Origin of the sequence: Paenibacillus sp. FSL M7-0656 (genome assembly GCF_038003225.1) — a bacterium.
GTDB classification, from domain to species: domain Bacteria; phylum Bacillota; class Bacilli; order Paenibacillales; family Paenibacillaceae; genus Paenibacillus; species Paenibacillus amylolyticus.
In genome coordinates this window covers 625,330-650,044 of sequence record NZ_JBBOOT010000001.1, presented here as the reverse complement: position 1 = coordinate 650,044, position 24,715 = coordinate 625,330, and the positions used below count along the sequence as shown (strand labels likewise).

At 45.0% G+C, this 24,715-nt stretch carries 20 protein-coding genes; 16 read left to right on the top strand and 4 right to left on the bottom strand.

Annotation, left to right across the window (positions count from 1 at the left end):
• Positions 1–21 precede the first annotated feature (21 nt).
• The gene (locus MHI01_RS02800) at positions 22–1,380 is read right to left on the bottom strand and encodes an alkaline phosphatase (RefSeq protein WP_340982472.1); all 1,359 of its coding nucleotides are present in this window, start codon (positions 1,378–1,380) and stop codon (positions 22–24) included.
• A gap of 356 nt (positions 1,381–1,736) precedes the next feature.
• Here MHI01_RS02800 and MHI01_RS02795 point away from each other — a divergent pair, with 356 nt between their 5' ends.
• From MHI01_RS02795 to MHI01_RS02755, 9 genes are all read left to right on the top strand, one after another.
• Entirely contained in the window at positions 1,737–3,551 is a 1,815-nt protein-coding gene (locus MHI01_RS02795) for a family 43 glycosylhydrolase (protein ID WP_340982471.1), read from the top strand.
• A 232-nt stretch (positions 3,552–3,783) separates the two neighbouring features.
• On the top strand, positions 3,784–4,098 hold the full coding sequence (locus MHI01_RS02790) for an ArsR/SmtB family transcription factor (RefSeq protein WP_036615511.1): 315 nt from the start codon (positions 3,784–3,786) through the stop codon (positions 4,096–4,098).
• Positions 4,095–6,563, top strand: coding sequence for an FAD-dependent oxidoreductase (locus MHI01_RS02785; protein WP_340982470.1), 2,469 nt, complete (start codon positions 4,095–4,097; stop codon positions 6,561–6,563). Before MHI01_RS02790 ends, MHI01_RS02785 begins: the two co-directional genes overlap by 4 nt.
• A 255-nt stretch (positions 6,564–6,818) precedes the next feature.
• Complete coding sequence (locus tag MHI01_RS02780; protein WP_340982469.1) at positions 6,819–7,637, top strand: MerR family transcriptional regulator; 819 nt, start codon at positions 6,819–6,821, stop codon at positions 7,635–7,637.
• Between the two features lie 39 nt (positions 7,638–7,676).
• Complete coding sequence (locus MHI01_RS02775; RefSeq protein ID WP_340982468.1) at positions 7,677–8,849, top strand: MFS transporter; 1,173 nt, start codon at positions 7,677–7,679, stop codon at positions 8,847–8,849.
• Between the two features lie 286 nt (positions 8,850–9,135).
• Entirely contained in the window at positions 9,136–9,663 is a 528-nt protein-coding gene (locus MHI01_RS02770) for a TetR/AcrR family transcriptional regulator (protein ID WP_340982467.1), read from the top strand.
• Positions 9,664–9,822: 159 nt separating this feature from the next.
• Positions 9,823–10,692: an NAD(P)-dependent oxidoreductase gene (locus MHI01_RS02765; protein WP_340984820.1), complete on the top strand. Its 870-nt coding sequence runs from the start codon at positions 9,823–9,825 to the stop codon at positions 10,690–10,692.
• Positions 10,693–10,720: 28 nt separating this feature from the next.
• Complete coding sequence (locus MHI01_RS02760; protein WP_253508677.1) at positions 10,721–11,773, top strand: LLM class flavin-dependent oxidoreductase; 1,053 nt, start codon at positions 10,721–10,723, stop codon at positions 11,771–11,773.
• Positions 11,774–11,829: 56 nt separating this feature from the next.
• Complete coding sequence (locus tag MHI01_RS02755) at positions 11,830–12,783, top strand: alpha/beta hydrolase (protein WP_340982465.1); 954 nt, start codon at positions 11,830–11,832, stop codon at positions 12,781–12,783.
• Positions 12,784–13,181: 398 nt separating this feature from the next.
• Here the strand turns inward: MHI01_RS02755 and MHI01_RS02750 are convergent, their stop codons facing one another.
• The gene (locus MHI01_RS02750; RefSeq protein WP_340982464.1) at positions 13,182–13,991 is read right to left on the bottom strand and encodes a helix-turn-helix transcriptional regulator; all 810 of its coding nucleotides are present in this window, start codon (positions 13,989–13,991) and stop codon (positions 13,182–13,184) included.
• A gap of 135 nt (positions 13,992–14,126) precedes the next feature.
• On the opposite strand from MHI01_RS02750, the gene MHI01_RS02745 reads away from it, so the two are divergent.
• The gene (locus MHI01_RS02745; RefSeq protein WP_340982463.1) at positions 14,127–15,548 is read left to right on the top strand and encodes a family 43 glycosylhydrolase; all 1,422 of its coding nucleotides are present in this window, start codon (positions 14,127–14,129) and stop codon (positions 15,546–15,548) included.
• A 122-nt stretch (positions 15,549–15,670) separates the two neighbouring features.
• On the opposite strand, the gene MHI01_RS02740 is transcribed toward MHI01_RS02745, so the two are convergent.
• Entirely contained in the window at positions 15,671–16,585 is a 915-nt protein-coding gene (locus tag MHI01_RS02740) for an AraC family transcriptional regulator (RefSeq protein ID WP_315373075.1), read from the bottom strand.
• A gap of 216 nt (positions 16,586–16,801) precedes the next feature.
• Here MHI01_RS02740 and MHI01_RS02735 point away from each other — a divergent pair, with 216 nt between their 5' ends.
• The 4 genes from MHI01_RS02735 to MHI01_RS02720 all read left to right on the top strand — a co-directional run bounded on the left by MHI01_RS02735 (position 16,802) and on the right by MHI01_RS02720 (position 22,882).
• Positions 16,802–17,677 carry a fumarylacetoacetate hydrolase family protein gene (locus MHI01_RS02735; RefSeq protein WP_339187130.1) on the top strand — a complete coding sequence of 292 codons (876 nt, stop codon included), beginning with the start codon at positions 16,802–16,804 and terminating at the stop codon, positions 17,675–17,677.
• A 21-nt stretch (positions 17,678–17,698) separates the two neighbouring features.
• Positions 17,699–19,165, top strand: a complete 1,467-nt coding sequence (gucD, locus tag MHI01_RS02730; protein WP_036671416.1) for an alpha-ketoglutaric semialdehyde dehydrogenase GucD — start codon at positions 17,699–17,701, stop codon at positions 19,163–19,165.
• 16 nt (positions 19,166–19,181) lie between these two features.
• Positions 19,182–21,158: a YjhG/YagF family D-xylonate dehydratase gene (locus tag MHI01_RS02725; protein ID WP_340982462.1), complete on the top strand. Its 1,977-nt coding sequence runs from the start codon at positions 19,182–19,184 to the stop codon at positions 21,156–21,158.
• 62 nt (positions 21,159–21,220) lie between these two features.
• Positions 21,221–22,882: a glycoside hydrolase family 43 protein gene (locus MHI01_RS02720; protein ID WP_340982461.1), complete on the top strand. Its 1,662-nt coding sequence runs from the start codon at positions 21,221–21,223 to the stop codon at positions 22,880–22,882.
• A gap of 172 nt (positions 22,883–23,054) precedes the next feature.
• Here the strand turns inward: MHI01_RS02720 and MHI01_RS02715 are convergent, their stop codons facing one another.
• Positions 23,055–23,411, bottom strand: coding sequence for a DUF3221 domain-containing protein (locus tag MHI01_RS02715; RefSeq protein ID WP_340982460.1), 357 nt, complete (start codon positions 23,409–23,411; stop codon positions 23,055–23,057).
• Positions 23,412–23,587: 176 nt separating this feature from the next.
• On the opposite strand from MHI01_RS02715, the gene MHI01_RS02710 reads away from it, so the two are divergent.
• Together MHI01_RS02710 and MHI01_RS02705 are read left to right on the top strand one after the other, a co-directional pair.
• A complete protein-coding gene (locus MHI01_RS02710; protein WP_047843144.1) occupies positions 23,588–23,887 on the top strand; it encodes an immunity 53 family protein in 300 nt (99 codons plus the stop codon).
• 41 nt (positions 23,888–23,928) lie between these two features.
• The gene (locus MHI01_RS02705; RefSeq protein WP_047843145.1) at positions 23,929–24,660 is read left to right on the top strand and encodes a hypothetical protein; all 732 of its coding nucleotides are present in this window, start codon (positions 23,929–23,931) and stop codon (positions 24,658–24,660) included.
• The last annotated feature ends 55 nt before the right edge of the window (positions 24,661–24,715 follow it).

The window sequence follows — 24,715 nt, the reverse complement described above, 5'->3', positions numbered from 1 at the left end:
AACTATTGAATTATTGTCGAATTATTGGTGCTTGCTGAGAATATCGAATATGATCTTGGCATTATCTGTGTTGTCGATCAAACCAGCGAAGCGATGACTTGCCGGGCCGTAGGCATAGACCGGAACATCTTCGCCTGTATGTCCACCTGTTGTCCAGCCCGTAAATGAACGGTTATCAATAATCGCTTCAATGGCATTATCAATTTTTGTTACATCCGCAGTTTTGGCTGCTTCTTTCACCGATTGAATCTCTTCAGGTTTCAACTCCAGTTTCAGATAACTTTTCAGTGTTTCTTCAACCGAAGCACCTTTTGCAATTTGTGCTGCGATGAAGTCAGGTGTACGCAGTGCAGCTTTGATCGGGTCTACGAAGAAGTTGTACTCTCCGTCTTTTCCAAGCGTAAGTCCACCTGTGGAGTGGTCGGCAGTAGCTACGACAAGTGTTTCACCGTCTTTTTTGGCAAAATCAATAGCTGCCTGAAATGCTGCTGCGAAATCATCCATTTCACTCATCGCACCAACGATATCATTATCATGTCCTGCCCAGTCGATCTGGCTGCCTTCGACCATTAGAAAGAATCCTTTGTCGTTAGAACTGAGGCGATCAATCGCTGTATTGGTCATCTCAGCCAATGATGGAGTTGCAGCAGTACGATCAATCAACTTGTCCAGACCTCCGTCCGCAAACAGTCCAAGAACTTGTTGATTCTTATCAGCGAGGAGAGAGGAACGATCCGTCACATAGCTGAATCCGGCCTTCTGGAACTCCTTCGTCAGGTCACGACCCTCGCGTACAAAATTGGATTTCCCTCCACCCAGAAGTACATCCACCTTATGCTTGCCATTAATCAACTCATCATAATAATCGTCCGCAATTGCATCCATATTTTTTCGACTGATATCATAGGCACCAAATGCAGCTGGTGTGGCATGAGTGATCTCCGACGTAGCCACGAGTCCGGTGGACTTGCCGTTTTCTTTGGCCTGCTCAAGTACGGTTTTGACTTCCTTCTGCTCAGGGTCAACCGCAATGGCCGCATTGTATGTTTTCACACCCGCCGACATGGCCGTTGCTGCGGAAGCGGAATCCGTTACATTTTGTTTATCATCATCCGGATAGGTCATTTGTGCTCCAACCAGATAAGGGTCAAATACGGTTTTGTCCATGCCCTTCGTCGAAGGATCATCTTTCATATAACGGTAGGCTGAAGTATAAGAGGTCCCCATGCCATCCCCAATGAGGAAGATGATGTTCTTGATTTGTTTTTTCTCCACACTTACAGCTTGAACCGCACTTGCTTGTCCTGCAGACAAGAGAGTAGAAGCCGATACAGCCAGAGTCAGCGCTACCGCTGGTAATACTCTTTTGGATAATTTCACAATGATTCCTCCTCGTAATATCTCAACAACAAAAATGAATGCATGAATCTATATTCATTTGTTCATCATTAAGAAGATTAGCATTTATATGTAAATGAACACCAAGAACTTTGTATACTTGAGGTAAAATAAACAAATACGGCGATAACTTTAATTTCTTTGCATGAGGAGCAAGTCAAACATTCCAATCAGGGCAATATATTTCCTGCGAAAGATTCACATGATCTTCTACATACGAGATTACAAAATATACTCATTCCGCTGTTTTTGAAGTATGATACAACATAAGTAGAACGCTTTCATTTTTATATTACTGTTAGTATAAAGTCAATTTCATTTCAGGAGGCTCTTTACCATTGACCAAAACAACTCCAAATTATGATGGGTATCTCTTTGTACATTTTATTGGCGAACAACCAGACGGAGAGCAGGTTTATTTCTCCTATAGCGAGGATGGTCTTCACTGGAAGGACCTTAATGGCGGATCGCCTGTGCTGTTTTCCGACCTTGGAGAAAAGGGGGTACGGGACCCGTTTCTGGTTCGTTCAGTCAAGGATAATAAATATTATCTGATTGCTACGGATCTCCGCATCGCAAGCGGCAAAGGATGGACTCATGCCGTTAATGCCGGGAGCCGTGACGTAATTATATGGGAATCCAGCAATCTCGTGAACTGGTCATCCCCATGGAACGTTACACTAGGTGTTGAGGGCGCTGGATGTGTCTGGGCACCAGAAGCTGTGTATGATGAAATGGCAGATGAGTTTCTTGTATTCTGGGCTTCTGCGACGCAGGAACCACAGGAGCAAGAACGAAAACAAAAAATATACAGTGCTCGCACAAAAGACTTTCGTACGTTTTCTGCATCGGAAAAATACATTGAGCGGGATAATCATATTATTGATACAACGATTCTTCCTGCGGATGGCTCTTATTATCGATACTCCAAGGATGAAACAACCAAAAACATACGGGTAGAAAAAGGAGACTCTCTGGACAAAGGGGCGTTTGTTACGCTACAAGCCCCGGTACTGGAGGCTGTGGCGGGTGTGGAGGGACCTCAAATCTTTAAATTCAATGACCGGGAGGAATGGTGTCTGATTGTTGATCGATTTGCTGAAGGCAAGGGTTATCTTCCTCTGCTGACTACGGATCTGGGAAGTGGAGAATTCCGAATCGTCCCTGATGGTGAATTCGATATGGGATCAACTCAAAAGCGGCATGGAAGTGTCCTGCCAATCACAGCTGAGGAGTGCAGCCGGCTTCTTGCGGCTTTTGGGGATGGTCATCAGGTGCTTCCCGGACAATATGCCGATCCTGATGTCGCACAGTTTGGGGATCGTTACTATATGTATCCGACAACAGATGGCTTCGAGGGGTGGTCAGGGACACAGTTCAAAGTGTTTTCTTCTTCAGACCTGAAGCATTGGCAAGACGAAGGCGTGATCCTTGATCTGGAAACAGAGGATGTCGCCTGGTCAACCGGTAATGCCTGGGCACCGGCAATTGCCAGTCGAAACGGAAAGTTCTATTTTTATTTCTGCGGAAAAATGCGGAACGGAGAGAGTGCCATTGGCGTTGCTGTAGCAGATACACCGATTGGTCCATTCCTGGCCGAGTCGCAGCCTTTAATCACAATGGAGCAGTTGAAACGTCTGGGCATTGCTATGGGCCAAGCTATTGATCCCTCCATCTATGTCGAAGATGATGGAAGACCGTATCTGCTATTTGGCAATGGACATGGTGCCGTTGTGGAGCTTGGTGAAGACATGATAAATGTCGTTGAGGACACAATGAGCAATCTGGCGGGCTTGCATGATTTTCGTGAGGCGGTAACCGTGTTGAAGCAGGGTGGACTATACCACTTTACATGGTCCTGTGATGACACAGGTAGCGAAGACTATCATGTGAATTATGGTACGGCAGAGCAATTATATGGTCCAATTACCTATCGATACCCAATCCTGAGCAAAAATGTGGAGAAGGGCATGCTGGGAACAGGTCATCACTGTATCTTTAATGAAAATGAAACCGGTCAACTACGGATTGCCTATCACCGTTTTGTAACGCCACTATCCAGATTTTCATCTGGAAAGGGGTATCACCGCGAAATATGTATGGACCCGATTCTTTTTGGTAAGGACGGACTGATTCAGCCGGTCATACTCTAACATAAAACGTTCAGTTAAATCACTATTTTATGAAGAACTGATACAGCATGATTGCCTGTCAAATGTCGCTTTTAGCGGTTTTGGCAGGCATTTTTATCATCCACCTGGAACAAGCCAAAACCGTAGGGTTGAGCGTGTATGGAACTTATTAAACGCATTAACTCCAGAATACATTTGACAGAAGAATCAATAAATCGTATTATTACGATATAACGATTTAGGAGGAATACTTTTGAACACTCCCGCTTTTGACAGCAATAACATTAAACAGTTCGATGAACCAGCTAATCTGCTGAAAGCTTTGTCTCACCCCATTCGTTTATGCATTGTGCGGGGACTGATGATGAAAAAAAAATGTAATGTTTCTTATATGCAGGAATGTCTGGATCTTCCCCAATCAACAGTCTCACAACACCTCCAGAAACTTCGTAGTGCAGGTATTGTTGCTACGGAGCGGAATGGTCTTGAAGTGAACTATGTGCTTGCCGATCAACGGGTTGAACAGATTATCAAAACTTTATTTGAAAAGGATGATTGTGAATCATGAGCAAAAAAGTACTCATTGTTGGCGGTGTAGCTGGAGGTGCATCTGCAGCTGCACGCCTTCGCCGTCTGGATGAACATGCCGAGATTATTATCTTTGAGAAGGGACCCTATATCTCATTTGCCAATTGTGGTTTACCTTATTATATAGGTGGCTCAATCGATGATCGAGAGCGTCTGCTGGTGCAAACGCCAAAAGGGATGGCAGATCGCTTTTGTATTGATGTCCGTACAGGAAGTGAGGTCGTAGCTATCGATTCGCAGAAGCGAGTGGTTAAGATACAGTCCCAAGAGCGGGGTGCATATGAAGAAAGCTATGATGAGTTGATATTATCACCAGGTGCAAAACCGATCATTCCCGATCTGCCGGGTAAGGACAATCCGCTAATTTATACCGTACGAAGTATTCCAGATATTGATCGGATTAAAGACCAGGTTAGTTCGTCTAACAACCAATCTTCGATCGTAATAGGCGGTGGGTTTATAGGCGTGGAAATGGCTGAGAATTTAAAGGAAGCTGGTCTGGATGTAACGCTGATTGAGGGGAACGCACAAGTACTCACACCCTATGATACCGAGTTAGCAGCCGCATTAGCACAGGAAATGGAGAATCATGGTGTAAACCTGCTGTTTTCCAAACGTGTTCAGGGATTTCATTCCCTAGAGCAGGGCATAGGGGTTGAACTTGCCGATGGTCATGTGTTGACAGCAGACATGGTTATTCTTGCGATAGGCGTAACACCAGACACCTATTTTTTGAAAGATAGCGGCGTTTCGCTGGGTGCACGTGGACATATTATCGTAAATGAAGCCTTGGAAAGTAGTGTGCCACATATCTATGCTGTTGGGGATGCGATCGAAGTAACGGAAACCATTCATGGTACGAAGGCAACGATACCACTTGCCGGACCTGCCAACAAACAAGGTCGTATTGTTGCCGACCGTATCGCAGGGCTTCAATCTACCTACAAAGGAACACAAGGTACGTCCATTATCAAAGTATTTGGAATGACCGCAGCTACGACAGGCAGTAATGAAAAAACACTACAGCGTCTCGGCGTGGACTATCAAACCGTTATCGTACACCCTGCTTCTCATGCATCGTATTATCCGGGTTCAAGTGCAATTACTCTTAAACTGCTGTTTACTCCGGAAGGCAAAATTTTAGGCGCACAAGCAGTCGGTTATGATGGAGTGGATAAACGAATTGATGATATTGCTGTAGCCATTCATTTTGGAGGACATGTCCGGGATTTAACAGAGCTTGAACTGAGTTACGCGCCTCCTTATTCGTCTGCCAAAGATCCCGTGAATATGGCTGGATATGCAGCAGAGAATATGATTACCGGACGTGTTCAAACGTTCACCTATAATCAACTGGCTGATCGTCAGCCGGGGCAGTCGATACTTCTGGATGTACGCAGTGAAATTGAGCATCAAAATGGTCATATTCCGGGTTCACTCTCTATTCCAGTTGATGAGCTTCGTCAACGTTTAGATGAATTAGACCCATCCAAAGAAATCTGGCTATACTGTCAAGTCGGCTTACGTGGTTACACTGCTTCGCAAATTTTGCGTCAGCATGGTTTTAGCGTAAAAAACTTGAGTGGTGGTTATAAAACATACCGTCAAGCCCAGTTTAATCCTGCTCCATTTACTACTGCAAAACAAGATCATCATGATTCTGCGGTGGACGTTAAGGAAAAGGAGTCTATTCCCACTGCCTTAACACAGCCGCAACGTATTGATCATGAGTTGAACGTCTGTGGATTAAGTTGTCCTGGTCCGCTAATTCAGGTTAAGCAGAAAATGGATAAACTCTCGAACGGGGAAACCCTTCGCGTGAAAGCTTCCGATCCAGGATTCTATGAAGATGTCAAAGCATGGGCGACAATGTCGGGTTCCACAATCTTGCAGTTGGAAAGACTGAAAGGCGGTACGATTGAGTCTGTCATTGTAAAAAATACAGCACAACCCGTATCGGATTCCCCCATCAGCGATCCTGCCAGCACGATGGTTGTTTTCAGTGGTGATCTGGATAAAGCGATCGCCTCACTCATTATTGCTAATGGGGCAGCAGCGAGTGGACGGAAAGTAACCCTATTTTTCACGTTTTGGGGATTGAGTATTATTCGTAAGCAGCAACCGCAGAAGTTATCCAAAACTATGATCGGCCGTATGTTTGATATGATGCTGCCTCGCGGGAGCCAGAAGCTTGGCATGTCCAAAATGAATATGCTTGGAGCAGGCCCGAAGATGATCCGTGGTTTGATGAAAAAACATCATGTGCCGTCGTTGGAGGAATTGATTGAGAGCGCAATTACACAAGGAGTAGAGATCGTTGTCTGCCAAATGTCCATGGATTTAATGGGAATTCAGCGTGAAGAATTAATAGATCAAGTCAAAATTGGTGGCGTAGGTTACTATCTTGGACAAGCATCACAAGCCAATCATAATCTGTTTATTTAAAAAAATTAGTAATGCTGAGCAGGATAATTGAATGCGTACCGAGAGAATGCCACGATGAGTGGCATTTTTTTGTTCAAAAATAATGAACGTTTCATTCAAAAACGGTTCTTTGACTTACATTTAACAGCAACATAGAGTGATGACAAGGACGGTGGTTGATTTTAGCTAGGCAAATGAGAAGAATATATACCCTTGACTTTCCCCTGTACGGGAAACTATATACTCGCATTATGTTAAAAGATTGGAGATGATATGTTGTTCAAAATCAGTGCGTTTTCCAAGCTAAGTAGGGTCTCATTAAAAACACTGCGTTATTATGACCAGATTGGCATACTTAAGCCGAGAAAGGTAGATCACGATACGGGTTACCGTTACTATTCCGCAGATCAGCTTCTCGAGCTCAACCGAATCTTCATTTATAAAGAATTGGGGTTTACGTTGCCACAAATCACACAGCTGTTACAGGAACATATTACGTTGGAGAATATTCAAGGCATGTTTAAGCTGAAAAGAAGCGAAATTCAGCAGATTATCGATACGGAACAAGCCAAACTTGTCCGGATTGAGGAACGCATGCAGCTTATAGAGGAAGAGGGGCACGTCGAAACTGGGCAAGAAATCCGAATCAAAGAGGAAGGTGCTCGGCAGTTTCTTTTTCAGACAGGTTGTGGGAGGGAAGAGGATATCCCGAGTTTATTTCGTCAGTTTGACCAGTCATTAACAAAAGAAATGCGCCAACTGATCGACGGACCTCAGGTTGTTTTGTGGAAAGAAATCGCAGGACAAGAGGAAGAGTTCGAGTTTGAAATAGGTTACTTCTTAATCTGTGATCTGCGCTCACCTCCCGACCCATTTCAACTGCGGACTCTTCCTGCCGAGCCCATGATGGCCACCATAGCTTATCGTTCCAATGCCACCTTTGCCTGTAAAGCCTGTGTTCATCTAGCTACATGGATTGAGAAGAATAACTATCAGATCAAGGAGAACGGAGCTGGTAGGGAATTATATTTACCCTTATCTCAAGAACAAGATGTACAGTTTATAGAAATACAAATTCCAATATTAAATAGATAACTGAAGAATAGATAACTGAAGAAGACGGAGTGGATTAAAGTGAAAAATAAATGGATTATATATATCTTGGCATTGGCTGTTTTTCTGATCGGAACCCTTGAATACATTATTACAGGAGTCATAGAAATGATCGCCTCAGACTTGAGCGTATCTACTTCCGAAGTGGGTTTACTGGTGACTGTATTCGCTCTGGCAGCGGCCATTATCGCTCCGATTCTCATTGCAATTACAATAAATATGGATCGCAAGAAGTTACTGTTGTCCGCACTCAGTGTGTTTATTGCCAGCAACGGACTTATGCTTGTTGACCTTTCTTACGAAACTTTACTATGGGTGCGAATTATTCAAGGGGCTAGCGGAGGAGTGGCTACCGTAGTAGCAATGGCCGTATCGACACGACTGGTTGAAAAAGAAAAAAGGGGCAATGCCATCGGCATCATTTTGATGGGGCTAAGCAGTTCGCTAGTGCTCGGTGTCCCATTGGGCACATTTTTTAGTGAAATGTTTGGGTGGAGAGTTCTATTTATATTCATTGGATTGTTAAGTGTTCTTCCATTACTTATTATCTACAAGCAGGTTCCGGCAATCAAAGAGGAAGAAAAGATCACCCTCAGAATGCAGCTGTCCATTTTGAAAAATCCACTCATTCTGACTGCCTTGCTTATTACATTATTGTATATCGGCGGCTATTCGACACTGTTCACGTATATTACGCCTTTCTTGCAAGCTACATCCACTCTTTCTATGACTGAAATAAGCGGTGTTCTGTTTCTCGCGGGAATTTGCAGCTTTGTCGGATCAAAAGTGGGCGGACAATTGGCAGATGCAAAGGGATCAAAGTTTACAATTTGTCTAGGCCTTCTGTTACAAGGCATAACTCTTCTTTTGTTTGCTCTAGCTGGAGTTAATCTTATGATATTAATCTTGGTTTTAATGATTTTTATGTTAGCAACGTGGAGCATATCTCCGGCCCAGCAACTATATCTGGTTACACTGGCACCTCGTAATCCCGACATTGCCCTTAGCGTAAATACGTCATTTATCCAATTTGGTTTTGCACTAGGATCTGGATTAGGTGGGATTGTGATCAGTCGTACATCTGTCCTGTATTTAAATTGGTTGGGATTTGGAGCTGTAGGAATTGCTTTACTTCTTGCCATACTGCTATTTAAGAAATCGAGAAGCAGGACTGGAACTCCAGATCCAGTGTAATTTCAGTGATGGGTAAATTCTTGCTTATGAGTAAAATAAAAAGAGGATCTCTTCAGCATTCACTGCTCAAGAGATCTTTTTGGTGTATAACAAAGTTAATATTTTTGGAGTTAGATGTAAAATATGCTCATATATTATTCAATGGATAAATTTTTAATAACGATTAACAACCGGCAAAATTCTTTTCTGGACTGATCAGTTCAGATATGTTATATTTCTGAAACGGGAGGTGTTACTTATCGCCAGGACTAAAGAATTTGACAGAAATCAAGCGTTACACCAAGCGATGTTGTTGTTTTGGAAAAAAGGATACGAGGCTGCTAGCATACCGGATTTACTAGAAGTGATGGGCATTAGCCGATCCAGCCTTTATGATACGTTTTCCGACAAGCAAACCTTGTACAGAGATGCCCTGGAGCATTATAAAAAAGGGAGTTCCAATAAGCAGAATATTCTTGAACAAGCATCAAACGTAAGAGATGGAATTCTTCAATTTTTTGAGTATCATATTGCTTCGGCATACGATACCAGCCTACCGGGCGGATGTTTTGTAACGAATACAGCTACAACATTAGAGTCACCAGATGAACAGATAAATGTCTTGATACAGACTAGTTTTTCGGATTTGGAACAAGCATTTTGTGAGCTTTTGGAGAAGGGCCAACAATCGGGAGAGATAGATAAAACAACAGATATCAAAACATTGTCTTATTTATTGCTGAATTTACATCAAAGCATAAATATTATGGCTAAAACAGGTCAAAATCCAGAACGTGCAAAAGAGATGATTAGCTTTGTAATTGCAGGGATATAATTTTTTTTAGCAATATTGGAATGATTGTTCCGTTATTATATTCCTCATATTTTGAAGGTGCCATTTGAAGAGTATCTGCAAGACCATAATTTTTTTAATCATTCTGGAACATTCATTCCGTTATCGAAACATTCCATCAACAATAAGGAGATGCAACCAATGAAGGTATCGTTTATTGGACTTGGAAATATGGGGCTTCCAATGGCACAAAACCTGTTGAAAGCGGGTTATGAATTAGTCATCTTTAATCGGACCCCTGAAAAAGCTGAACCATTAATAAAACAGGGAGCACGGTATGTCCAAACACCTCTAGAGGCAGCGAAAGAAAGCAATCTTGTAATTACCATGTTATCTGATGATGCTGCTTTGAGAGAGATTGTTGAGGGACCAAATGGCGTGCTGAACGGATTATCTGAAAATGGAATTCACGTATCTGCCAGTACGATCAGCGTAGATCTGGCTCGGAAATTATCCGCTTTGCATGTAGAGAGACACCAGCACTTTGTGTCTGCCACCGTAATGGGGCGCCCGGATGCGGCTAAAGCAGCTACATTGCGCATTATTTTAGCTGGTCCGGAACATGCAAGACAACGAGTACTTCCCATGTTAACAGCACTAAGTCAAGAGATATTTGAGATTGGGGATCATAGCGAAGAAGGTAACATTGTCAAAATAGGCGTTAACTTTCTAATTGCTTCAATGCTGGAAGCTTTGTCGGAAGCGCAGCTCATGGTTGAAAAGCACGGCATTAAGCCGTCCCGATATATGGATGTTGTGAATGCTCTTTTTCAATCTCCGGTATATCAGAACTATGGCTCGATCATGACTGAACAGCGCTTTGAACCAGCCGGTTTTAAAATGAAGCTCGGGTTAAAGGATGTTGCATTAGCTATCGAGGCAGCCAAGTCAGTTCAAGCTCCACTACCTTTAGGTCAGCTTATTCATCAACACCTCTCTGATGGAATTACCCATGGTTATGGTGAGTTGGATTGGACGGCTTTAATCCGTTGTCTTGAGCATTCCTCTTAAGGAAAGAAAATATAAGGAGAGATTAATTATGGAAATAGGTGTTACTTCATTCGTAGAAACAAAGCCTGATACTAAGACCGGAGTTGTGATGAGTCACGCTCAGCGATTGCGAGAAGTCGTGGAAGAAATCGTCCTTGCAGATCAGGTAGGACTTGATGTGTTTGGCATAGGTGAGCATCATCGTGATGATTATGCCGCATCTTCACCAGCAATGGTGTTGTCCGCTGCGGCGCCCCTCACAAAACGGATTCGATTGACAAGTGCTGTGACGGTCCTATCTTCAGCAGATCCTGTCCGTGTGTTTCAGGATTTTGCCACGCTTGACGGTCTCTCCAATGGACGTGCCGAGATTATAGCGGGTCGAGGTTCCTTCATTGAGTCCTTTCCACTGTTTGGTTATAACCTGCATGACTACGAGGATTTATTTAATGAAAACATTGAACTGCTTCTTAAATTACGGGAATCCGAGAAAGTAACTTGGAGTGGAGGCCATCGACCAGCGATACATAATCTGGGGGTATACCCGCGGCCTGTTCAGAATTCTATACCTGTATGGATTGGTAGCGGAGGTACTCAGGAGTCTGCCATACGTGCTGGAATTCTAGGTCTGCCACTAGTTCTGGCAATTATCGGTGGTAATCCAACGAAATTTGCGCCACTTGTAGAACTGTATAAAACGGCGGCAACTCATGCTGGTCATGATGTATCACAGCTTCGGGTAGGTTCACATTCTATCGGATTTGTTGCAGAAGATACGGAAAAAGCCGCAGAACTCTTTTTCCCGTCCACTCAGTACGGCATGAATAAACTCGGCAAAGAGCGGGGGTGGGCATATTACGATCGTTCCAGCTATGACGCTGCCCGCAGCTCTGATGGTGCGTTGTATGTAGGGGATCCGGAAACAGTTGCTCAAAAAATTATTCATCTGCGCAAGCATGTAGGAATTACACGTTTCATGATGTATGTTCCCTTAAGCACGATGCCACATGAGTTGGTAATGAAGGCTATAGAACTGCTCGGTAAAGAGGTTGCACCGCGAGTACGAGAGGAAATTTCCAAGTGGGAAGCTGAAATGAGATAAGGATTAACTAAAAAACATAAATGAACGAATTCATTATTATATTTGGAGGAATTATCATGAGTATTGAGACACGTATATTACCAGAATTAAGAGAGGTATATTCACAATTTCCAGGGTTTGAATTGGAGAAAAATTTAGAGTGGAGCAGAAACTTAGTATCGGCTGCATCGGTGAAAAAATCAGAGCATGTAAACACAACTAGCCGGAAAATTCCGAGGGATGGAGGTGAGATGCTGGTCAAAATTTATGAGCCAGCCAAACGAACGAATGATTTACTACCAGCCATGTTATGGATTCATGGGGGTGGGTACGTGTTAGGACATCCAGATATGGACGACAAATTGTGCGAACGTTTTGTTCAGACAGCAGAATGTATTGTCGTATCAGTCGATTATAGGCTCGCTCCTGAGCACCCTTATCCTGCGGGGATTGTAGATTGTTATGCTGGATTGGTATGGATGACGGAGGAAGCAGCAATGCTTGGCATTGATGTGAATCGGGTTGCGATTGCCGGTGCTAGCGGTGGCGGAGGACTGACAGCAGCACTCGCGCTGATGGCACGTGATAAAGGAGGTCCGTCTATTATCTTCCAAATGCCATTGTATCCGATGTTAGATAATCGTAACATCACGCCATCTAGTCATGAGATTACAGAAGAGGGTTCAATCTGGAACCGAACGGACAACGTGGCTGCTTGGAATATGTACCTTGGTGAGGAGAACGATATCAGTGGAAGTTCTTCTTATGCAATACCTTCGAGAGCAGAGAGCTTGGCCGGATTGCCACCAGCCTATACTTGTGTAGGTCAGCTCGATCTATTCCGAGACGAGACGATGGAGTATGTGGCACGATTAGCACAAGCAGGTGTGGATGTAGAATTTCACCTCTATCCAGGTTGCTTCCACCTTTTCGAAATTCTTGCTCCAGAAACAGAAGTGAGTCAAAGTACTGTTAAGGGTTATATGGATGCAATGGCTCGTGCTCTTCATCCCAATAGAACCCTTAATTAAGGATTGATGAATCAGAACCTTTTAAGTTAAAGAAAATTAATAATAGGAAACTTTATGTCAGAAGAAGTCACTAAATTAGTGACTTCTTTTGTTTGGAGATATAAGTATAGATAAATAATCCAAAAAGTTCGAAATGGGGTTAAGCTCCAGGATTCCAATCAGGAAGACTCTTGGATTTGGTCTTTCCAATGTATGTCATTATAAGGTATCACAATATGATAATTGATCAATCATGTTTGAGAATATGTCATTGCATCATACAGTCTAAAACCTTAACTTAAAATGACAGCAGAGAACGCTAACAACCTCGATGACGTTTATACCGATTAAATGGCTAAAGTATGTAAACGCCTATTGGACAGAGTGGGAATTTTTCCATTGATCTAAGTACATCCCCCTTAAAAGTGAGATTTATATCCCAACTCTGTTAAGTCAGCCGGGACACCTTCACGTCGTTTATGAAACTGTTTGGGCGAGGAACCGGTCATTTGTTTGAACTGCCTGCAAAAATGCTCGACATTACGGTAACCGCATCGATCGGCAATCTCTGCAACCGTATACAAATGATGTCTGAGATATTCTTTGGCCAAACGTATTCTGCTATGAATAACATCCTCCATACACGAGAGGCCAAACGATTTCTTGTACATCAACTGCAGGTACCCCGGGCTGACGTTTATGATCTTCGCCATTTCCGATATGGTCCAAGGATGGCTGGGATCGTTATGAATTGCCGTTCGAAGCTTCAACAGAGGATAGTGCTGAGGACTAATATCCTCTTGGACACAAGACTCAAGCAATTTATTGAACAAGGTTCGCAGCAGGCAATTGATGGATGATTCCCGGTAATCGTTCTGAAAAGAATGCTCTGCAACAAGCAATTGGAACAGCTTATGACAGTATTCCGGATCATCCAGCGGGAAAGGTGTGCCTGGCGGAAGGGAGGTATCGGTTACAAACGGTTCATCACTTTCAAAACGAATCCAATCATTTATATAGCGCTCTGAACAAGCCCGATAATATATTTTTTGATACGGTTCGAAAAGTACAGCACAATGAGCCGGGTATTCCTTAAGTTGTCCATCAACCCAAAACTGGGCAGGGGTCTGTGTAATGACTAATAACCAGGCATCATGTCCTTCAGGGATATCAAAAACAAAATGATTCTGATGTACCGCGTCACATTCAACGTAAAAAATAGATGTCATGATTCTTCCCCTTTATCTTTAGGTTGTAAAAAAGAATAACCCATACTCTACTTAAGCTATTTTCTATTATACGAGAGTTATCTTTATTTCATAGAACGAATGTACTATTACAATTATATGAGGAGTGTAGCTGGAATGAACAAGCAGGGGTTCAACCCATATCTTCCATCCTGGGAGTACGTACCTGATAGTGAGCCTTATGTATTCAATGAAAGAGTGTATGTGTATGGTTCACATGACCGTTTTAACGGACATGCTTTCTGTCTGAACGATTATGTATGCTGGTCTGCACCCGTGAATGACCTTGGGAATTGGAGAAATGAAGGGGTGATCTACCGAAAAACAGATGACCCGTTGAATCCGAATGGCCATATGTGCTTGTATGCGCCAGATGTTACGCTGGGTCCCGATGGGCGGTATTATCTGTATTATGTGCTGGATAAGGTACCCGTTGTTTCGGTGGCTGTATGTGATGCACCTGCCGGTAAATATGAATTCTATGGTTATGTACAATATGACGACGGCACTCGTCTGGGCGAAAGAGAAGGGGACGAGCCCCAGTTCGATCCCGGCGTGATGACTGAAGGACAGCACACTTATCTGTATACCGGCTTCTGTGCGGCCGGAGACCAATCAAGACATGGCGCGATGGCCACGATGCTAGGTCCGGATATGCTGACGATTGTGGAAGAACCCATATTCGTAGCACCGAGCGAGCCTTACAGTGAGGGCAGCGGTTATGAGGGCCATGAATTTTTTGAGGCGCCTTCCATCCGGAAGAGAGGTGATACCTACTATCTGGTGTATTCCTCCATCGTTATGCATGAATTATGTTATGCCACCAGTCGATTTCCAAATAAAGGATTTACATATCAGGGCGTCATCGTAAGCAACTGTGATCTCCATATCGACTCCTACAAACCTGCTGACAAACCCATGTATTATGGAGGCAATAACCATGGCAGCATTGTGGAGATCAACGGAGACTGGTATGTCTTCTATCACCGTCATACCAATGGGGACGCATTCAACCGACAGGGCTGTATTGAGAAGATATCTTTTGAAGAGGACGGCAGCATTCCTCAGGTGGAAATGACCTCCTCTGGTGCGGGTGGGAGACCGCTTGAAGGAAAAGGCGAGTACCCCGCATATCTTGCATGTATTCTTTTGACCAAAGATGATCAGAAGTACACTGGAGGTTTCGGGGCAGGAGCCTGGCTGGACAGCCGCTTTCCAAAGATCACCCAGGATGGTAGAGACGGTGATGAAGAAGTCGGATATATCGCCAATATGGTTGAATCCGCAACGGCAGGTTTTAAATACTTTGATTGCCGAGGAATTCGCCAGGTCTCGATCAAGGTACGGGGATATTGTCACGGGGTATTTGAGGTCAAAACCGCATGGGACGGTCCTGTCCTGGGTACAATCCCGGTACATTTCACCAATCATTGGAAACCCTATTCAGTCGAGATGACCATTCCGGATGGTATACAAGCTTTGTATTTTACGTACAGAGGTTCTGGAAGTGCAAGCCTTGCATCATTTATTTTAGCGTAATCCTCAAACACATGATCTGAGCAATCCAGACAAAACAAAGCAGCTGCTGGTCATCCAGTAGCTGTTTTGTTGACCGATCAGCCTATGCGGCTCAGACAATTTTGGGGGGGATGATTAAACTTTTAGTCATCCACAACGTTGGCTTCTCCTGCCTGCTGCGAATGGCTACGATATTCGCTTGGCGCGATGCCTGTCCACCGCTTGAATTGGCGGCTAAAATGCGCATTGGTCTTATACCCCAGCATCATCGCAATATGATCTATGTTCAGGTCGGTTTGCTTTAACAGCCGCTGCGCTTCGTTCAGAAGGGTTTCGGATAGAAACTTGCGCGGAGCGATGCCGTATACCTGCCGAAAAATACGATTAACCTGTGACGGGCTAATGCTCAGCGACTTGGCAATGTCCTGAATCCAGGTTCGATCGCTCTCCTGAATTTCCCCGTGAAGATGGATATATCTTACCGAATCCTCAATGTGCTCAGCAATCTGATGGGCAATGGTTTCTTTTCTCGACAACGTAACGGAGGCTTGCTGAGATAACTGACCGACCAGGGAACCGAGCAGTTCAAACACGGCGGCATGTACCTTCATTTGTTTGGAGGAAGTTAGCGAGCTAGACAAATGCTCTGTGGCCAGACCATACAAGGTAGACAGGGAAGGGGAAAGCCCCAGAGCCAAATTTGAATTTGCCGGATAATAGATGTCTTTGCAACGGTTAAGTTCTCTGCAAAAGGATGTATCGTGTATGCTGAAATGCACAGAAAAATAAGTGAACCCCTCCGGTCCGGCTCCGGTGCAAGAGTGGGTCATACCAGGCCGGATGAACAGAAGGTCACCAACCGACTGACGATAAGACTGCCCGTTGACAACCATGTTCATCTGCCCGTCCATCATCCAGTGCACTTCATACATTGAATGTTCATGAGACGGATAAGTCCAGCTGGAATCTACCTTTCTTGCATGCAGCCCCAATAATTGAAAAGACATGCGAACATCGGGTAGACGACCTAAATACACAGCATCCGAAAGCTTGGTCACAGCAAACCAACCCCCTTGTACTATTCTATATACCAACATCCTGTCATCGGATTGTCCTCGTAAATTATCTTTAGTTTAATGGATCTAACCTCATCTTAACAGAAAAAAATGCGTGAAAAGGGTAAATCGTCGGAGTGATTAGAACATCGTCATGAACCATAGCGGGTGCTATGGTAGTATTATCAACCCGATGGGGAAAAATGGAGGCAAGCTTGAATGAGAATTATTCGATTTCTGGACGGACAACAGAAGTGGCTGGCAGCCGTTACGGATGATGAACAAGCGTATCGTTTGCCACAAGCAGATTTTATGACTTTGATCCATCAAGCAAGAAAGCAGGGGATTTCTCCAGTTCAACTTGTTGAAAGCGCTTTTAAACCATTAAACAAGTTAACTGACGATTGGACTTCCTTACATCTAATCACTCCATTGGAAGCTCCGGAAGTATGGGCGGCGGGTGTGACTTATCAGCGTAGCCGGGAAGCGCGAAATTATGAAGCAACGGAAGGCAAGCTAGATGCAAAGACCTTTTACGATAAAGTTTACGATGCCGAAAGACCGGAGATCTTTTTTAAATCTACAGCAGCCCGCACCGTCGGGCCCAATGAGGCTGTCACACTTCGTAGCGATTCCAATTGGCAGATCCCGGAGCCGGAGCTGGGGTTGGTGCTTGCCGGGGATGGCAGCATTGTGGGATACATCGTTGGCAATGACATGAGTTGCCGCGATATTGAAGGGGAGAATCCGCTGTATCTACCGCAAGCAAAAATGTGGCGCAATTCCTGCTCGATAGGGCCAGCCATTCGTCTAGCGGAAACGGTGTTGAATCCATATGCGTTCAGCATCGTCTGCGAAATATATCGCGAAGGTGAAATAGTTGTCAAAAGCGAGGCAAGCACAAGTGAGTTAAACCGAAAACTCGATGAGCTGGTCTCTTTTCTGGCCAGAGATAACGATCTCTTTGACGGTACGGTGTTATTAACAGGCACAAGCATTGTGCCCCCTAATGATTTTACACTTGCACCAGGGGACCGCATTGAAATATCCATTAGCGATATCGGGACACTTATTAATCCAGTCATTTCAAACTAATGTACAAGGAGGATGAATGCAATGACCACATTTCAGGTAGAGCAGACATACAGCAATTACATTAACGGAGAATGGGTGAAGGCGACATCCGGTGAAACCGAACCGAGCATCAACCCGGCGAATCGGAAGGAGGTAGTTGGCTACGTACCCACCTCAGGCGTAGAGGATCTGAACCGAGCTGTTGCAGCCGCGAAGGAAGCAGCAAAAGATTGGCGGAGGTTATCGGGCGCGGAACGCGGAAACTATCTATTTCAAGCAGCCAATGTGCTGGAACGCCGGGCCGATGAAGTTGCAGAGGCGATGACCAGGGAAATGGGCAAAACACTCCCAGAAGCTAAAGGAGAGACACTGCGCGGTGTAGCAATCTTAAGGTATTACGCCGGAGAAGGCATGCGAAAAACTGGGGATGTCATTCCATCAACGGACAGCGAAGCACTGATGTTTACGACTCGCGTACCCCTTGGCGTTGTTGGGGTTATTGCTCCTTGGAATTTCCCGGTAGCCATTCCGATTTGGAAAACGGCTCCGGCCTTGATTTACGGCAATACGGTTGTGTTGAAGCCTGCTCAGGAAACTGCGGTCACTGCGGCTAAAGTAATGGAGTGTTTTGAAGAGGCGGGCATTCCGGCAGGCGTTCTTAATCTGGTATGCGGCAGAGGCTCAGTGATCGGATCTGCACTTGCTGAGCATCCGGATGTGGGCGGAATAACGTTCACAGGTTCCAATGAAGTGGGCAAACGGGTCGGCGGCGCAGCACTGGCACGTGGGGCCAAGTATCAACTTGAAATGGGTGGGAAAAACCCGATTATTATCGCGGCTGACGCTGACCTGGATTTGGCTGTGGAAGCCACGATCAGCGGTGGGTTGAAATCGACCGGGCAAAAATGTACGGCCACCAGCAAGGTCATTATTGAACGAAAAGTATACGATGCCTTCAAAGAAAAGCTGCTCTCGCAAATCCAGGAAATTCGGCTGGGTGACGGCATGTCTTCTGGAAGCTGGATGGGTCCATGTGCAAGCGAAGGACAGCTCAATACCGTGCTGAGTTATATTCAAAAAGGCCAAGATGAAGGTGCCGTTCTGCTCACTGGCGGAAAAAGAGGGGACGGTCCGGGACTGGAAGAGGGATTCTATGTGCAGCCGACCGTATTTGAAGGGGTCGAATCCCATATGTCCATCGCCCGGGAAGAAATTTTTGGCCCGGTTCTGGCCTTGATTGCGGTAGATTCCCTGGAGGAAGCGATCGAAGCGGCTAATGATAGCGATTATGGCTTGAGTGCTTCCATCTATACACAGAACGTCGGAGCCATGTTGTCTTTCATCCGGGACATGGATGCAGGACTGGTCAGAATTAATGCAGAAACAGCCGGCGTAGAGCTGCAGGCTCCGTTCGGCGGAATGAAGATGTCAAGTTCACACTCCAGAGAACAGGGGCAAGCGGCTATCGAGTTTTTCACGGCAATCAAAACGGTCTTTGTGAAGTCATAAACTGTGGGAGGCTATCATGTACGAACAGATTACGTCGATTATGGGAGAGACCGCGTCCAACTGCTTCGATATCATAGCACATGCTCCAGGGGCTGCCGGACGTCTGCCTTTAACGGATGATTTGCTGCGGAATGCTCCAAGCGGCGACTTGTTCGGCATGTCCCAGAATGTTGGAATGGGCTGGAAGCCCGGGGAATTGAACGGAAAACAATTTCTGATCTTGAGTACACAAGGTGGCATACGCAATGAAGACGGCAGCCCGGCAGCACTCGGTTACCATACCGGCCACTGGGAGGTCGGCCTGCTGATGAAGGCTGCCGCAGAAGAACTGTCAAGCCGGGGAGGAATCCCGTTTGCTGGATATGTCAGCGACCCGTGTGACGGCAGATCACAGGGGACAACCGGCATGTTTGACTCGCTTCCGTACCGGAACGATGCCGCTATGGTATTTCGCAGACTGATTCGCTCGCTGCCAACTCGTAAAGGCGTGCTTGGTGTCGCCACTTGTGACAAAGGTCTTCCAGCGATGATGCTCGCACTTGCCGGCATGCCGCAATTGCCTGGTGTAATCGTTCCCGGTGGCGTCACACTTCCGCCTACCGACGGAGAGGATGCCGGTAAAATTCAGACGATTGGTGCACGGTACGTCAACGGGGAACTTTCTCTGGAAATGGCGTCGGATTTAGGATGTCGAGCTTGTGCTACACCGGGAGGAGGCTGTCAGTTTCTAGGTACCGCGGCTACGGCCCAGGTTGTAGCAGAGGCACTGGGTATGACAGTGCCACATGCCGCGCTTGCACCTTCCGGGCAGCCCATCTGGTTTGAAATGGCGCGCCAATCGTCACGTGCACTCATCCATATGGAGTCACAGGGGATGAGGATGGCAAACATTGTCACCGATGCATCCATTCGCAATGCGATGACCGTTCATGCCGCGTTTGGCGGATCGACCAATCTGCTTCTTCACATACCGGCGATTGCCCATGCCGCCGGTTTAACCGTACCCACGGTACAGGACTGGATACAGGTCAACAAAAATGTTCCAAGGCTGGTTAGCGCCCTGCCAAATGGACCGATCTTTTATCCGACCATACGTGTCTTTCAGGCAGGAGGTGTACCTGAGGTCATGCTACACCTCAGACAGCTTGGTCTGTTGGATGAGTCTGTACCAACGGTTACAGGTACTTCATTGGGTCAGGTACTGGACTGGTGGGAATCGTCGGAACGCCGTCATCTCATGCGGAAGCAGTTAAAAGAGCAGGACGGCATCGATCCAGACAGTGTCATCATGAGTGTAGAGCACGCTCAGCGGCTTGGAATCTCATCGACTGTAACATTTCCAACCGGGAATATCGCTCCAGAAGGTTCTGTCATCAAATCCACCTCTATTGATCCTGCTGTATTGGATGAACATGGCGTATATCGTCATCGTGGCAGAGCAAAGGTTTTTACCACTGAACGTGAGGCGATCCATGCGATTAAGACCGGAGGTATTCTGGCTGGCGACGTTGTTGTGCTTCTCGGGCGAGGTCCATCGGGAACTGGAATGGAGGAGACGTACCAGCTTACATCTGCGCTTAAACATTTGCCTTTTGGCAAATACGTGTCACTGATTACGGATGCCCGGTTCTCCGGTGTTTCCACCGGAGCATGTATTGGTCATGTTGGCCCCGAAGCGCTGGCAGGCGGACCGATTGGCAAGTTGCGGAACGGAGACCTGATTAACATCGCGGTTGATCGTAACACGCTGGAGGGTAGCATTAACTTTGTCGGAGAAGGCGAATTGGAGTTTTCACCGGAGGAAGGTGCTCTCATCCTGGCACAAAGGCCCTTTCATCCAGATATGAGGCCTGATGAGGCTTTGCCGGATGATACAAAGCTCTGGGCTGCATTGCAATCGGTCAGCGGTGGGACTTGGAGAGGGAATGTATATGATGTCGAGCGGATCATAACCGCCCTGGAAGCCGGCAAAAAAGCGCTAGGCTGGTACTGATATCTACCTTTCGTGAATCTGCTGTTGTACAGATCATTACTTTCATACCGGAGGTTTCTTCCATGAATAAGATCAAGAAAATGATCACCAATCCCATCCTGCCCGGTTTCCATCCCGATCCGTCCATCTGCCGAGCAGGGGAGGATTATTATATCGCCACTTCCACCTTTGAATGGTTCCCTGGTGTACGAATTCACCATTCCCGGGATCTGGTTCATTGGCGGCCCATCGCTTCTCCGCTGACTCGTGTAACGCAGTTGAACATGGAGGGCAACATTAATTCAGGAGGAGTATGGGCACCCTGTCTTAGTTACAACAACGGTGTGTTTTACCTGATCTACACCGATGTCAAAAGCCGGGTAGGCGCTTTTAAAGATACCCATAATTACCTTGTGACAGCAACGGATATCGAGGGCCCTTGGTCCGATCCGGTGTATCTGAACAGCAGCGGTTTTGATCCTTCCCTGTTTCATGATGAAGACGGGCGTAAGTGGCTGGTCAATATGATATGGGATCACCGTAAGGGCAAAAATCGGTTTGCAGGCATCGTTCTTCAGGAATATTCCGTCCAGGAACATAAGCTGATCGGACCGGCCATGAACATATTTAAGGGAACAGAATTAGGCCTGACCGAAGCACCCCACCTGTATAAACACAAGGACTATTATTATCTCATTACGGCTGAAGGTGGAACCGGTTATGAGCATGCGGTTACCTCAGCACGTTCCCGTACGTTACAAGGTCCTTATGAGGTCGATCCTGCCAATCCGATCCTCACTTCATACGGCAGACCGGATTTAGCTCTGCAAAAGGCAGGCCACGGTAGTCTGGTCGAAACGCATACCGGCGAATGGTACATGGCTCATCTGGTCGGACGACCCGTTCAGCACAAATATTGCATTCTTGGACGTGAGACCGCACTTCAGCCATGTACGTGGAGTGAGGACGGCTGGCTGAGACTTGCGAGCGGTGACCGATATCCGGAGGTTCAGGTGCCTGCACCGATGATCCAGTCCCATCCGTTTGAGCCGATTGCTGAAATGGATGACTTTGATCACTTTGAGCTTCGGCATGATTGGAATACACTTCGCATTCCACCCGATTCGACTTGGCTCAGCTTGACGGAACGTCCCGGTTACATACGATTGCACGGCATGGAGTCGATGAGTTCAACGCACAGGCAAAGCATGATCGCACGGAGACTTCAGGCCTTGAAGTGTGAAGCCGAGACGTGTCTGGAATTTGCGCCGGACCATCCACAGCAAATGGCCGGATTGATTTTGTACTACGATACCCAGGACTATCTCTACTTACGTGTAACTTATCATGAGGAGAAAGGGCTCTGCCTGGGGATCATTCAGTCCAAATACGGGGTATACGACGAACTGTTGGAGGATATTCCGCTAGAGTTGGTGAGCACGCTCCGTTTAAAGGTTGTGGTGGATCAAGATCGCGCCAGCTTTTATTATGCGTTAAATACTGATTCATCCTGGAATACAGCAGGCGAGTGGGTTGATATCACACATCTGTCCGATGAATCTCCAGAGTATATCCGGTTTACGGGAACCTATATCGGTCTTTGTGTGCAGGATCTAGGTGGAACCCGAAAACATGCCGATTTTGATTACTTTAAATATAAAGAAACAAAGCATGTAGCTGGTGTATTGGAAACGGAAATGGAGAGCCTTACCTTTGACGGCGTAGAGATGATTAAAAAACCTTAAAAGCCTTAGCATTGATTTGAATGAATTTCGGGAGGGCTAATGAGAGGAGAGGCCGGTCGGATTTATCCGTACGAGATTTAACTCCGAACTCTTGAAAACAAAATGATAAAAGACCTTACGTTTGCTTTGAAACGTTAAGGTCTTTTTATCGTTTTAAACAATCGAAGAATTCTCAGCCTATTTTTTCAATACTCACAACGGTTCTAATGGGTGGCGAGGGTTCTAGTTGGTCAAAGCCAGTAGTAATTCTTACTCTTTGCCCTACCTCAATTGTTTCATATGTTTCTCTATTGACCAAATAATACGAACCTTCCTGGTCTTGTGCTAATTCTATAAAATCCTCAAGATTTCCATTCTCCAGGTCTTCCTTACTTACATTTTGAAGAACAAGAAATTTGTACTTGTCATTTTCATCTGTTTTAAATACTACAGTGCCCTCGAAAACTGGATAATTCTCTTTCTCATCCTTGTTAGAACAGCCCGAAAGTATAATCATACTAATGAAGATAAACAATATTTTTTTTTTCATAATGACCTCCTTGATTTGAAATAAAGTTTTCCCCTTGCTTTTAAGTATACCCTACGTAAAAAAAGCAAATTATTACTAAAAGGTAATTCATACGAAAAAAGTATGCAATATGGCATGAGAATTCCTTTAAATAATAATTCCCTAGAGTAGAAAAAACAAAAAAAGAGGTCACGATGATGGATATCCTAAAATGGATTCAAAGCTGGTATTATGAAAACTGTGACGGTGATTGGGAGCATTTATACGGTGTGCGAATTGATACGGTGGATAATCCTGGTTGGTCTGTCGAAATCGATTTGACGGATACCTATTTAGAAGATGTGCCATTTGATTCGATTGAAGAAGAGAGAAATGAAGAAGATTGGTTCTACTGTATCGTGAGAGATGGAGTGTTTCACAGTGCAGGGGGAGCAAAAAATTTAGAAGAGATGCTTAATTGCTTCAAAAATTGGGCTTCAAGTTTGGATAGAAGTTAATAATGCACTAACCATCGGGAGTAATCTAAGGAGAGAACCAGATGTATCTAAAAGGATTCAATTTGGATTTACCGTATATTGTAGATGATGAAAATATTGAATCTATAATAAAAAAACAAAAATGTGAGTACAACGAAGCAACAAAATTAGATTATGCGTTGAATTGGAAATGGAAAAGACGCTCTTTTAGTTTGGAAACCCGCTGTATTACAGCGATGTATGAACGTCTGTTGGGGAAATACAAAACGAAAGATTGTTGGAAAGTCCTAATAGAGTGTGTAGAAAACATTACGGATGAACGTATTGTTAACGATTCTGGTGTGTGTTCGGTACCGATCCAATTTAGTTTGAATGACTTTAGTGAAAAAAATGAGTTGGAGAAAAAAAAGGCTACGCTTCGCCTGCTAATGGAAGGCATAGAGAAACTTGCTCTACGTAATAATTGGGATATTGATCCATTTAGGGAGATAGCTTTGCAAATAGAGCAGTTAGATTATGTAAATGAATGGACTTGGAAAAAAGACGTAAAGAGCCCTAATAAGAAGTACAATGCTAGAGTCATATGTCATCATAATGTAGATAGCATGGATATATTCCTATCTATTTTACAACGTGATGGTACGCAAGTACTTGTAGAGAAGGTCATATCAGAACAACCAGATGAATTTGCCTATGCTGAACATCTAGGTGAACTTACATGGGTATCTGATTTTGAAGTTGCTTTAATTAATAAAACAGGTACTGAAAGGCACTCTGCAACCCTGAAATATTAATACGCTGTTAAAAATTCCACTTAGAAGAATAGGTCGAATAAAAAAGAAATAGTAA

Bases quoted from the DNA above. Each gene is read 5' to 3' on its own strand.
- MHI01_RS02735 (WP_339187130.1), top strand. From the start codon at position 16,802: ATGAGAATTATTCGATTTCTGGACGGACAACAGAAGTGGCTGGCAGCC.
- gucD (WP_036671416.1), top strand. From the start codon at position 17,699: ATGACCACATTTCAGGTAGAGCAGACATACAGCAATTACATTAACGGA.
- MHI01_RS02770 (WP_340982467.1), top strand. From the start codon at position 9,136: ATGTTGTTGTTTTGGAAAAAAGGATACGAGGCTGCTAGCATACCGGAT.
- MHI01_RS02720 (WP_340982461.1), top strand. From the start codon at position 21,221: ATGAATAAGATCAAGAAAATGATCACCAATCCCATCCTGCCCGGTTTC.
- MHI01_RS02760 (WP_253508677.1), top strand. From the start codon at position 10,721: ATGGAAATAGGTGTTACTTCATTCGTAGAAACAAAGCCTGATACTAAG.
- MHI01_RS02715 (WP_340982460.1), bottom strand. From the start codon at position 23,411: ATGAAAAAAAAAATATTGTTTATCTTCATTAGTATGATTATACTTTCG.
- MHI01_RS02710 (WP_047843144.1), top strand. From the start codon at position 23,588: ATGGATATCCTAAAATGGATTCAAAGCTGGTATTATGAAAACTGTGAC.
- MHI01_RS02745 (WP_340982463.1), top strand. From the start codon at position 14,127: ATGAACAAGCAGGGGTTCAACCCATATCTTCCATCCTGGGAGTACGTA.
- MHI01_RS02705 (WP_047843145.1), top strand. From the start codon at position 23,929: ATGTATCTAAAAGGATTCAATTTGGATTTACCGTATATTGTAGATGAT.
- MHI01_RS02785 (WP_340982470.1), top strand. From the start codon at position 4,095: ATGAGCAAAAAAGTACTCATTGTTGGCGGTGTAGCTGGAGGTGCATCT.
- MHI01_RS02750 (WP_340982464.1), bottom strand. From the start codon at position 13,991: ATGACATCTATTTTTTACGTTGAATGTGACGCGGTACATCAGAATCAT.
- MHI01_RS02725 (WP_340982462.1), top strand. From the start codon at position 19,182: ATGTACGAACAGATTACGTCGATTATGGGAGAGACCGCGTCCAACTGC.
- MHI01_RS02755 (WP_340982465.1), top strand. From the start codon at position 11,830: ATGAGTATTGAGACACGTATATTACCAGAATTAAGAGAGGTATATTCA.
- MHI01_RS02765 (WP_340984820.1), top strand. From the start codon at position 9,823: ATGAAGGTATCGTTTATTGGACTTGGAAATATGGGGCTTCCAATGGCA.